This window comes from Mucilaginibacter sp. PAMB04168, from assembly GCF_039634365.2.
GTDB lineage: Bacteria > Bacteroidota > Bacteroidia > Sphingobacteriales > Sphingobacteriaceae > Mucilaginibacter.
The window spans coordinates 2661009-2673687 of the sequence record NZ_CP155079.2; the positions used below are offsets into that span (position 1 = coordinate 2661009).

A 12679-nucleotide genomic window follows, 5' to 3' on the forward strand; every position below is an offset into this window, starting at 1 on the left:
CGCGGCTATCTTTTTCACCAAATTAACGCAAGCATTATAAAGGCTTTATACTGAACACATTTAAAAATGATAGATTGGTGAAAATAATCTCGCTAAATGAATAACGAACAAATACTCAAAAAACTCAGCCGCCGTAATTTCATACGCAATGCAGCAATTGCAGGCGCTGGTGTGGTCTTATTACCATCGGCTATTACCAGCTGTAAAAAGGATAATGATGACGACGACGAGGAGACCTATGAAGGACATGGTTTTAAAGAAGGCGTAGCCAGCTTTGATCCCAGCCAAACACAAATTATTTTGTGGACCCGTTATACACCCGCAGCACAAGAAGTCACCAAACCTACAATATTACTGGATGTAGCTAAAGATAAAGATTTTAAGAACGTAGTAGTAAGTCAGTCGGTTATGGTTGATACAGCCAGCGATTATACTGTGCACGTAGATGTAAGTAACTTAACGGCAAATACCAAGTATTACTATCGTTTTCGCAACGAGAAGACAATGGCGGTATCCGTAACTGGCGAAACTAAAACGTTACCGGCAGCTGGGCAGGCAAATGAAGTGAAGATGGCCGTTGTATCATGTGCTAATTTCCAAGCTGGCTTGTTCAATGTTTACGGTGCCGTAGCCGAGTCAGATGCCGACGTGGTGGTGCACTTGGGCGATTACATTTATGAGTACCCGGCCGGCGGGTATGGAGCCAGTACAGCAACGGCCAATTTAAACCGGGCGCATAAACCGGTTGGTGAAATACTTAAAGTGGCAGACTACCGCGAAAGGTACCGCCAGTACCGTAGCGATGAGCAATTACAGAAAGCGCATCAGTTAAAACCATTCATTTGTGTATGGGATGACCATGAGGTGGCAAATGATGCGTATAAAGATGGGGCAGAGAATCATCAGGCCAATGAAGGTGATTTTGCAACGCGTAAACTAAGTGCAATACAGGTATGGCATGAGTATTTACCGGCTCGCGTTCAGGATAATGCCAAAATTTACCGGAATTTTGACTTTGCTGGCTTTGTCAACTTAATAATGCTGGACACCCGAATAGTTGGTCGGGATAAACAACTTAGTTATGTGGATTACCTCACCGCATCCGGACTTAATACAACAAAGTTTTTAACCGATTGGCAAAACCCGCAACGCAGCATACTGGGCGCTGAGCAAAAAAGTTGGTTGGCTGCTAAGCTAAATAGCAGTTCTGCAAAATGGCAGGTTCTGGGAAACCAGGTATTAATGGGTAAAATGTTTATGCCCGCCGAATTGTTGCTGATTGTTGCTCAAATAGCCGGCGGGAGTACTGACGCTACATTGCTTACACAATACAACACCTTGGTAACCCAACTGGTAGCCATCAAATCACGCATGCTGCAAAATGATCCTACCTTAACCGCGGCAGAAAAAGCCAGGGTACAAAATGCGTTACCGTACAATCTAGATGCTTGGGACGGGTACCCTGCTGAACGTGAAATGGTATATGCTTCAGCAGCTGGTAAAAAGCTTGTTTCATTAGCCGGCGACACGCATAATGCATGGTATTCAATCTTAACAGCTAACAATGGGCAAAAAGCAGGCGTTGAGTTTGCCACTGCCTCTGTGACTTCTCCAGGCTTTGAAGCCATATTTGGTAGTAATCCACAAACAGTCGCCAGCTTCGAGCAAGCCAACGCATTACTTATCGAAGAACTTGAATACTTGGACGCGTCAAGACGCGGATATATTATGGCCACTTTCACAGCCAACGAAGCTAAATCCGAATGGCGGTATGTAAGTACAATCAATAATGTTAATAGTGCTACCACTACCGGTAAAAGTGTTGTAGTAGTATAATAAACATGACTAATGTTTATAAATAGGCGGCGTTAATCTGCCTTTATACAAGCGCTTATTAACATGTGTTTGTTAACATAAACATAATATTGAAGTAACATTCAGATAATTTAGATTTGACGCTTATCAAGAAGCTACTTTTATGTCAACCAAGTCATCCTTAAAAAGCGCAAAAAAAACTGCCAAAAACGAAATTGAGTCAGTACTGATTAAAGAACTAAATAACGTTACTGCTAAGTTTGGTCCTGGTTCGAAAAAGTTCAAAAAAAGCATTGAAAAAAGTTCAAAAAGATTAGCCAAGAAGCTTAGCAAGGAAATTAAGATTGACGAATCATTTTTCGCCAATGAAAGTATTACTGACGAAAGCAAGCCTAATAAAGACAACGCAAAATAACGCGTTATCCAACCCGGCGATGTTCTTGTATTGTGAATTGTAGATCTCAATCGGATAATTTAATGATAAGCTATTAATTGCAGACAGTATTAATCGGAGTTTAATGAGCTCGAAGGCAGACATTGTTTGTTGAAAGCCGTTAAACTCTGGTTATTAAAAAGCACATTAATACAAGTTTTTTTAAAGTACGATAGTCTGTAAGCATCGTATCAACTATAGCGTTCTCTGTTTTACATCCTAAATGTAAATCGAGCTTGTTGCCGTAAGCTCGGGCAAGCCTATTAGCATCTCATATAATTGCCTCTACAGGTGCGTTGCCTTCGAAATCTATTTTGCCAATTTATAAGCTGCCACTAAACAGATCACTGGCTTTGTGCTCGGCCATGGATTTTTGTACTTGTTGCACATGATGTAATTAATCGAAGCAATTTTAATTAAATTACGTTCAATTTAAATGGACGTCATGCCACTCCCTGATTAGCTTGGCGTAATCTTGAGACTGGCAATTTCATTTTGACTTTATTTTTTGATACTTTCGCCGCCCTTTAAATTTTTTGGTAAGGCGGCATTTATATGAATAAGTTTTTATACGGAATTGATTTTGGTACAACCAACTCTGCCCTGGCTATCTACAATGAGGAAACCAAAGAAATTCAACATACCATCATTATTCCCTCGCTTATTTATTTTTATGAACAGCAGCGCTCGGGCATTGCTCCGGATTACGTAGTAGGCCAGGAAGCAATTTCGGCTTACTTAAACGAGCAAATGAGCGGGCGTTTTATAAAGTCGGTTAAGCAAATTTTATCCAGAAGCAGTTTTACCGAAACGCGGATTCACAACAAACGATACAACGCATCTGATTTGGTGGCCATCATTCTGAAAGAATTAAAATCGCGGGCTGATAAACTAATTGGCCAGGATTGCCGTAAGGCTGTTATAGGCAGGCCTGTATTCTTTGATGATGATAACGTGCAAAAGGATACCCTTGCACAAACCCGCCTTAGCAAGGCTGCAGAGTTGGCAGGGTTCAGGGAGGTCCGCTTTCAATTTGAGCCAATCGGCGCTGCTTTTGCTTATGAAAGAACTTTGCAAAAAAAGGAAAATGTACTGGTTGCAGATTTAGGTGGAGGTACTACTGATTTTACTTATTTGGTTCTTGATCCAGAGAAAGCGGGGAGCAAAGACAGGAAGAACGACATGATGGCCACAGGTGGTATTTACATAGGAGGTGACAGCTTTGATGCCGCATTTATGTGGGAAAAAGGTACGCCCTATTTTGGCAAGCATACACAATATGAAGCTACCCCGGGCAAGCGGTTAACTGTGCCTAAATCACTTTTTGCCAATATATGCTCGTGGGAGCAAATGAACTTTTTTAATGGCCAGCGAATTAAAAAGGATATTGAAGACTATTATTACTTTTCGGGGAAAGACCGGCAATTCAAAAACCTGATTACGCTTATTGAACACAACTTGGGTTACTCTGTGTTCAGGTGTATTGAGAAAACCAAAATAACACTCTCTAATGCAGACACTGCTCGGTTCGCTTACCATGAAATGGATATTGACATAGAAGAGGATGTTCCACTGTCGGTTTATGAACAAATAATTGCCAAAGACGTAACCCGAATTGCCAACTACCTCGACGAATTTATATCGCACAACAAGATAGAACCCAGCAATGTCGACAGTATTTTTTTAACTGGTGGCACTTCAATGGTTGGGAGTGTTCAAAACATATTCAAAGAAAAGTTTCCTCACGTCAACCTCAATTCGGGCGACAATTTTAAAAGTGTGGCTACAGGTTTGGCTTATAGCGGATATCTATTTGAAGGTGAATGATGATTGAATCATAGCATCCAGTATCATCACGCTTAATTGTAATAAAAGGATAAGCATTAGTAAGGAAGTCACCACGCATTGCAACAAGTTCCATAATTACCCAGTTGCTAATACAAAGCCGTTACTTACCACAAAAATAGGCTTATTTGGAACCTTTAGAAACTGCCGGCCAATCTTCCCTATGCATATACAATTCGGTATAACTGCGCCTGTATCTGACTAACTTGTACGTTTCTTTGTGTCACATTTATTTCATTTTGAAAATTATCTACTAAATCTATAGACTATGTAAAATATATAGCTATATTTGCAGTGTTAAATAACGTACTTTGATTTACTTATCCAGAAAGACTGAGGGAAAGGCCCTGTGAAGTCTTAGCAACCTATACCACCTCAAAAGGTAAAAGGTGCTAATTCCTGCTCCTCAAATGAGAGAGAATGATAAGATACAAGTTTTGCTTGTTCATCGCCCATTTACAGTCTCGCTGGTATAAGTATTTGAAATTGAGAGCAATCAACTTATATGATTATGAAAAATTACCTATTACAATCTCTTTCCAAAGCAATGTTTGCAGCTTCTGTAATTGTTGCGGCCGCATTTCAATCAAATGCGCAAACGCAAAGCGCTGCGCAACAATCATCTCCAGTTGCAACCGCCGCAAATGCAGACAGAGGATACCTGGTTAAGGTAGGAGACCAGGCGCCCGACAATTTTGAATTAGTGTTAGATAACGGAAAGAAAACCTCCCTGAAGCAGTTACGCGGCAAAGTGGTTGTATTGCAATTTACAGCTAGCTGGTGCAGCGTATGCCGCAGAGAAATGCCGCATTTGGAAACAGACGTGTGGAAGGCTTACCAGAATAAAAACGTAGTGCTTATTGGTGTAGACCGTGACGAACCACTCGAGAAAGTGCAGAAGTTTCGCCAGGATATACAGGTAACCTATCCTTTGGCTTTAGATCCAGGCGCCGATATATTTGGCCGCTTTGCTGATAAAAAAGCTGGTGTTACACGTAATGTAGTTATCGATCAAAGTGGTAAGATAGTTTTTTTGACGAGGCTTTACGACGTAAACGAATTCACGGAAATGGTAAAAGTGATAGACGATTTAGCAAACAAACCTTTGTTAAAGGCATCGCTTTAAAAGCAATGGTGGAGTGGCCGAGCGGTTAGGTAGGGGTCTGCAAAACCTTGTACGGTGGTTCGAATCCATCCTCACACCTCATCATCGGGTTATTAAGTTTTAGGCGCTGTAGGCAACCCGGTGGCATTATTTCAAAGCGCTAAGGCAATTTAAATGTATCTACAATTTTATGAATTTTAATTTTTACTCTAAAACCGGCTTTTTTAAACTAATAGCCTGTATCCACTCTTCGAATGATGTTGCTTGTACAAGCAATGGTTGCTGTTGATCTCGTCTTATTTATAGAGTAACCTTACCGATCCAGGTTCTCACCCTCTTTTTATTTAAATATAAATTTCTTTATGAAAAAAATAAGGATGCTGGCAGTGTTATGCTTTGCCGGTTATGCTACATCATACGCACAAAACACAAACATTAAGGGCTTCACGGCGGCAGCTGCAACTAAACAACTTCAGGCAGAAAAAGACTTTGATAAGCACATAAGTAATGTGCGTATTGGCCATAATATTAAAGAATTGGCTGCACGTCCTCACCATTTGGGCTCGCCCGGAGGAAAGGCCGTAGCACAAGCCGTTTTACAAAAGTTTAAAGAGTATGGATGGGATGCTCGTATCGAAACGTACCAAGTGTTGTTTCCAACGCCGAAAACGCGATTGCTTGAGCTTACTTATCCTACTCGATATACAGCAAAACTTAAGGAACCGGCTGTTGCCGAGGATGCCACATCAGGGCAGGAAGGGCAGTTGCCCACCTATAATGCCTGGGGAGCCGATGGTGATGTAACCGGCGAATTGGTATATGTGAATTACGGCTTGCCCGATGATTACGAGCAGCTTAACAAACTGGGCATTGATGTAAAAGGAAAAATAGTAATTGCCAAATATGGCCGCTCGTGGAGAGGTATTAAACCAAAAGTAGCTTATGAGCATGGAGCCATTGGCTGTATAATATATTCAGATCCTAAAGACGATGGTTTTTACCAGGGCGAGGTATATCCTAAAGGTCCGTTCAAAAATGACCAGACCGTGCAGCGCGGCTCTGTGATGGATATGGTTATTTACCCGGGCGATCCTTTAACGCCGAATGTTGGGGCAACTGCAAAAGCCAAAAGATTAGACAAAAGCGAGGCGCAGACCATTTTAAAGATTCCGGTGTTACCCATTAGTTATGGTGATGCACAACCGTTGCTTGCTGCATTGGGTGGCCCGGTTGCACCGGCAGATTGGCGCGGAGCACTGCCCATTACTTATCATGTTGGCCCGGGCAAAGCAAAGGTTCATTTAAAAATAGAGCATAACTGGGATTTAGTGCCCGCCTACAACGTAATTGCCAAAATAAAGGGTAGCCAATTCCCTGAGCAATGGGTAATACGGGGCAATCACCACGATGCCTGGGTAAACGGCGCTGATGACCCCATAAGTGGTTTGGCTGCCCAGTTGGAAGAAGCGAGGGCCATTGGCCTCTTAGTAAAAGCAGGCTACAAACCAAAACGTACACTGGTTTATTGCGCTTGGGATGGCGAAGAACCATCGTTGCTCGGCTCAACAGAATGGGTGGAGGATCATGCTGTGGAGCTGAAAGAAAAGGCAGTAGCTTATATCAATTCCGATGGCAACAGCCGTGGCTTTTTGGGTGCCGGAGGTTCGCATGCGCTTGAGGTATTCACCAGCGAAATTGCTAAAGACGTGATGGATCCACAGACCCGCGTAAGCGTTTTTGAACGTAAGCGGGCTAATGATGCTGTGCATGCTGTATCAGCCAAAGCGCAAAAAGCGATACTTAAGCAAGATACGCTCACGCTTTCGGCATTGGGTACGGGTTCTGATTATTCCGCGTTTTTACAGCATTTAGGCATCCCCACACTTAACCTGGGTTATGGTGGCGAAGACAGCGGAGGTGATTATCATTCCATTTATGACTCGTATGATGATTATGTGCGTTTTAAAGACAGCAGCTTTGTATATGGTGTTGCCCTGGCCCAAACAGCAGGCCGCGCCGTGTTGCGACTGGCCAATGCAGACGTGTTGCCGTTTGACTTTGTAACCCTGGGTAAAGTTATTAACCAGTACGAAGGTGAGGTTAAACAACTTACCGAACAGCTACGTGAAAGATACAGTACCGAAAACCAGCTTATAAAAAGCAACAGTTACCAATTGGCTAATGATCCTAAGGATAAATCCATTTTACCCGTTGCGAAGCCAGAGGTACCCAGTTTTGATTTTGCAGCGTTTGATAACGCATTACAAAAGCTCAAGCAATTGGCAACTGCTCTAAATGGGGTAAGTGGCCAGGCATTAAAAGACGCTAAACTGGCTGCAAAATTCAACAACGCAGTTTACCAGGCCGAGAAAAGTTTACTTATTGCAGAAGGGCTTCCTAAGAGACCATGGTATCGTCACAGTATTTACGCGCCCGGTTTTTACACCGGTTATGGCGTAAAAACGCTCCCCGGCATAAGAGAGGCCATTGAACAGAATAACTGGGAAGAAGCCAGGCAACAAATAGCCGTAGCTACCAAGGCTATCGAACAGCTTAACACAAAACTTGGAAACATAACTCAAGTTCAATAACAACCTAATAAGATATGAAATATAAAATTTTACTGTTCATCTTCCTGGTAAGCTGGGTATCCTTTGCCCAAGCACAGGAACGCAAAATAAGCGGGACGGTAACGCAGGAGGGTAGTACACAACCCTTGCCCGGTGTAAACGTCAATGTAAAAGGACAAAAAAAGAACACACAAACCGACCCTGATGGTAAGTTTAGCATTAACCTGCAGAGCGGCGAAAATACGCTGGTGTTTACCTATGTAGGTTTTGAAACAAAAGAGATACCGGTAAGCGGTAATATATTATCTGTACAACTCAAAGCGGCCAACAATAATTTGAACGAAGTTGTTGTTGTAGCTTACGGTACGGCCAACAAGGCAACTTACGTTGGCTCGGCATCCGTTGTAAACGCTGCCGATCTTGAAAAACGGCAGGTATCAAACATCAGCCGTACTTTGCAGGGTGTTGTACCCGGTGTGCAGTCTGTGGCATCGGCCGGGCAGCCTGGTAGCGAAGCAACTATCCGGCTACGCGGTATAGGTTCCGTTAATGCCTCGAGCGATCCGCTATACGTGGTTGATGGTATTCCATACTCAGGAAATATCAACGCCATTAACACGGCCGATGTTGAGTCTATATCTGTACTGAAAGATGCCTCAGCAAGTGCACTTTACGGCTCGCGCGGTGCAAATGGTGTAATTATTATCACTACTAAACGCGGTAAGTACAATGCTAAGCCTACCGTAACTTTAAACGCTAATACCGGCTTTGCCTCACGTGCAGTTAAGGATTACGACTTTGTAAATACGAACGATTATTTCGAGTTGCAATGGGAAGCGCTACGTAATAATCAGCTCGATCAAGGTAAGACGGCTCAACAAGCTGCTCAGTTTGCCAGTACCGAGCTGGTGAGTAATCTTAAAATCAATCCTTACGGCTCCGCATTTCCTACACCGGTAGGGTTAGATGGCAAAATTGTACCGGGTGCAGTACCTCTGTGGAATGATGACTGGAGCAAATCATTAAGCCGTACCGGCATCAGGCAGCAGGTTGACTTAGGCATTAGCGGTGGGAGTGCAGACTCTCGCTACTTTGTTTCGGGTGGATACCTGGATGATAAAGGCTTTATTGTAGGTTCACATTTTAGAAGATACAATGCCCGTGTAAACTACAATACAAAAGTAAATAAGTGGTTTGAAGCAGGCGTGAATGTGGCTGCGTCAAGCACCAATCAGGATTCTCCTCGGCAAACCGATAGTGACCAGGGTAACTTTGCCAATTTCGGGCGCCTTGTAGCAGACATTTACCCGGTTTATGAGCGTAATGCCGATGGTTCTTACAGGCTTGATGCGGCAGGTAATCGCATTTACGACTTCGGTAACTACCGACCCAGTGCTGCCGCCACTGGTAACAACTTGCTGGGTATAGCCGATTTGAATACCTACAACAGCAAACAGGATGCATTAATACTACGCGGAAATTTACAGTTTAATATTACCGACGGGTTAAAGTTAAAAAGCAGCGTTAACACCGATTACAACAACCGTAGCGGCCTATCGTACACAAATCCCATTTATGGTTCGGGTATAACCGGTGGCGGATCGGTAAGTAAAAATGCTGCACGTACAGTAGGCTATACTATAAATAATCTGCTCGATTATACATTTAACGTAGCCAATGCACACCATTTTAATGTGCTGGCAGGGCAGGAAGTATATGTGCTCAACATATCAGCCCTATCGGGAAGCCGTAGTAACTTTGGTTTTGCCGATAAGCAAGAGCCTGCAGCAGCATCCCTGTTAAACAGCTTCACCGGCACTTCAGATGAATACAAACTGGCGAGCTTTTTAGGTAAGTTAGACTATAACTTCAATCAGCGCTACTATTTTTCAGCCAGTTTCCGCCGCGATGGTTCGTCAAGGTTCAGTCCGCAATCAAGGTGGGGTAATTTCTGGTCATTGGGTGCATCATGGAATGCCAAATCAGAAAACTTTTTGAAAAATGTGTCATGGTTGAACACTTTTACGGTGCGCAGCAGTTACGGTGCACAAGGTAATGACAACCTTGGCAGATACTATGCCTACCAGGACCTGTACTCCATTTACAATAGCTTGGGGCAGGCGGGCCTGGTTACATCAAGATTGCCGACGCCGGGTTTGAAATGGGAAACCAATTTGAACTTTAACGCCGGTATAGACTTTGCCGTATTTAATAATCGTATCAGCGGTACGTTCGAGGTATATCAGCGTCGTTCTAAAGACTTACTATTTAGTCGTCCTTTAGCACCGTCATTAGGCTACACTGCCATCGATGACAATATTGGGTCATTGCGTAACAACGGCTACGAGGGGCAAATTAATTTAGTACCTATAGTTAGCAAGGATGTTAAATGGACCGTTAGCTTTAATTTTGGTCACTATAACAACAAGATTACCAAACTTCCTCAAAAGGAAATCATATCTGGTAATGTTGGACAATTAGGGTCAACTAAAAAGCTTACGGTAGGCAGCTCTGTATATGACTTTTATATCCGTGAGTGGGCCGGGGTAAACCCAGCAAACGGAAAACCGCTTTGGTATAAAAACACTTACACAACCGATGCCTCAGGTAACCGCACCGTAAGTGGCCGTACTACAACCAGTGTGTATGCCGAAGCTGATCAATACTTTTCGGGAAGCGCGCTTCCGAAATTATACGGCGGTGTGAATACCACTATCAGGTACAAACAATTTGAGCTGTATGCCTTAGTTGCTTACAACATTGGCGGTAAAATATTGGATTTAGATGAGGTAATGATTTTGCATACCGGCGAAAATACAGGCCGTACCTGGAGCACCGAGATACTTAACCGTTGGACACCCCAAAACACTGTTACCGATGTGCCACGCTTAACTACTACTGCAACAAATTGGAATAGTATATCAACCCGTTTTTTACATGACGCCAGTTATGCCCGTTTAAAAAACGTGAGTCTTGCCTACAACCTGCCCGAAAAGTGGGCAACACGCATTGGCCTTAAAAATGTGAGGGTTTACGGAAGAGGCGAAAATTTATACACCTTGTACAATCATAAGGGGATGGACCCTGAACAAGCTGTTGATGGAGTTACCTTTTACCGTTACCCTGCTCAAAAAACTTACACCTTTGGTTTAGACCTTTCATTTTAATTAGCTCGTTATGAAAATACGCTATAATAATATTATTAAGATGCTTTTTGTGGCTGCTGTATTAACCTTATCAGCCTGCAAAGACGACTTTTTTGAAACCTCCCCGTCCGGCGATTTAACCGGCAGTGAAACCTATGCATCAACCAAAAATATTGATGCGTTATTTAACGGAACGCTGCGCTATATGATGGAGACCAGCACCTCGCAAGACAATCCGGGCCTATCGGCCATTACCCTTACACATGAAGTAATGGGTGATGACGCTATAGCGCGTGATGGAGTATATGGTTTTCGTGATTCATATCCTTACCGCGATCCATTTGATAATACCACAAGGAGGGCGCTTTTCTTTTGGAGTTTTCAGTATAAGGTAATTGATAACTGCAACAACATATTGGCCAATGTTGGTGCAGCAAGCGGTACGGATGCAGAGCGCCAATACCTTAAAGGACAGGCTCTTGCACTGCGTGGCTTTGTTTACCTCAATTTAGTAAGGCAATACCAATTTACGTATGCGAAGGATAAGAACGCCAAAGCTGTTCCCATTTACACCGAGCCAACCAGCCCATCATCAGTACCTAAAGCCCGGGCTACAGTTGAGCAGGTTTATAGCCAGATAATAAGCGACTTAACGCAAGCCGAAACTTTGCTTAACGGCTTTGTACGTAAAGTAAAAAACCGCCCAGATGCTAACGTGGTTAAGGGTTTGCTTGCCCGTACTTACCTTACTCAGGAAAACTGGACGTTGGCTGCTGCTAAAGCACGTGAGGCTCGTACAGGGTATAATATTATGGAAGCTACTCAATATACCCAGGGCTTTAACGATGTGAGCAATGTTGAATGGATATGGGGGCATCCGCAACAAGCCGATCAAAATTTAGGAGGAGCTTCTTACTTTGCTTACATCGACGTTACTCCGGCTGCCGGTTACCGTTCTATTATGCCTGATCCATACTTCCGACAATTATTTGCCGATGGTGACATTCGCAAAACATTATTTGAGACAGTTACCGTATCAACAGATCCTATGTACCGCTGGATCAAGTATAAAAAGTTTGTAAATAAGGCTGATCAATCAGGCCATATCGTATTAATGCGCTCTTCAGAAATGGCGCTAATTGAAGCTGAGAGCAAAGCCCGGTTAAATGATCTTACCGGAGCTATAGCAGCACTTAACGAAGTTAGGGTAAAGCGTAACCTACCCGTTGCTGTGGCGGCCAACTTCAATCAAACAACTTTAATAGAGGAGATATTGACCGAACGTCGCCGTGAGTTATGGGGAGAGGGTTTCCGCTTGTATGATTTGTTGCGCTTGCAGCGTGCACCTGTAAGAAGGGAATCAACAGAGACGGTACGCATCGGTGCGGCAGACGTGCCAATTAAAGGGCATTACGTTTTAAAATTACCTGATAACAGCAATCTGGTACCAAACAGTATTTACTACCTTTTTCCTATCCCGGTAAATGAAATTAACACTAATCCAAATCTGTAGGTGCAATACAACTACAAGCGTGAAAACTGTTCGCAAGTTTCTATGCTGAGTAAGCAGTTTGCAAATCAATAAGCTTTTCCTTAAATGGTGTATTAAAAAGTATTTGAGGTGATTTGCGCAGGGGTGACAATGTAGTACGAAAGTAGAACATTGTCACCCTTTTTATTTGAGGTGCGTTTAGATATACTGTTATTGAATTTATTTTGAACCGGTTTTGAGCTGTTAAATACCTTACATCCAAATTAAAAAAGC

Annotated in this window: 7 protein-coding genes, 1 tRNA gene and 1 riboswitch; all 8 genes read left to right on the forward strand. The window is 43.0% G+C overall.

What is annotated here, in order from left to right; all coding sequences use genetic code 11:
* Nucleotides 1-96: 96 nt before the first annotated feature.
* The 8 genes from ABDD94_RS11295 to ABDD94_RS11330 all read left to right on the forward strand — a co-directional run bounded on the left by ABDD94_RS11295 (nucleotide 97) and on the right by ABDD94_RS11330 (nucleotide 12427).
* Nucleotides 97-1836, forward strand: coding sequence for an alkaline phosphatase D family protein (locus ABDD94_RS11295; RefSeq protein ID WP_345955960.1), 1740 nt, complete (start codon nucleotides 97-99; stop codon nucleotides 1834-1836).
* Nucleotides 1837-1978: 142 nt separating this feature from the next.
* On the forward strand, nucleotides 1979-2230 hold the full coding sequence (locus tag ABDD94_RS11300; protein WP_345955961.1) for a hypothetical protein: 252 nt from the start codon (nucleotides 1979-1981) through the stop codon (nucleotides 2228-2230).
* A 573-nt stretch (nucleotides 2231-2803) separates the two neighbouring features.
* On the forward strand, nucleotides 2804-4075 hold the full coding sequence (locus ABDD94_RS11305) for an Hsp70 family protein (protein ID WP_345955962.1): 1272 nt from the start codon (nucleotides 2804-2806) through the stop codon (nucleotides 4073-4075).
* Between the two features lie 335 nt (nucleotides 4076-4410).
* Nucleotides 4411-4523: riboswitch (SAM riboswitch) on the forward strand.
* A gap of 81 nt (nucleotides 4524-4604) precedes the next feature.
* Nucleotides 4605-5219, forward strand: a complete 615-nt coding sequence (locus tag ABDD94_RS11310) for a TlpA family protein disulfide reductase (protein WP_345955963.1) — start codon at nucleotides 4605-4607, stop codon at nucleotides 5217-5219.
* A gap of 7 nt (nucleotides 5220-5226) precedes the next feature.
* Nucleotides 5227-5298, forward strand: a tRNA-Cys gene (locus ABDD94_RS11315).
* A gap of 262 nt (nucleotides 5299-5560) precedes the next feature.
* Nucleotides 5561-7789: a transferrin receptor-like dimerization domain-containing protein gene (locus ABDD94_RS11320; protein ID WP_345955964.1), complete on the forward strand. Its 2229-nt coding sequence runs from the start codon at nucleotides 5561-5563 to the stop codon at nucleotides 7787-7789.
* Between the two features lie 14 nt (nucleotides 7790-7803).
* A complete protein-coding gene (locus ABDD94_RS11325; protein WP_345955965.1) occupies nucleotides 7804-10935 on the forward strand; it encodes a TonB-dependent receptor in 3132 nt (1043 codons plus the stop codon).
* Between the two features lie 10 nt (nucleotides 10936-10945).
* Entirely contained in the window at nucleotides 10946-12427 is a 1482-nt protein-coding gene (locus ABDD94_RS11330) for a RagB/SusD family nutrient uptake outer membrane protein (protein WP_345955966.1), read from the forward strand.
* The last annotated feature ends 252 nt before the right edge of the window (nucleotides 12428-12679 follow it).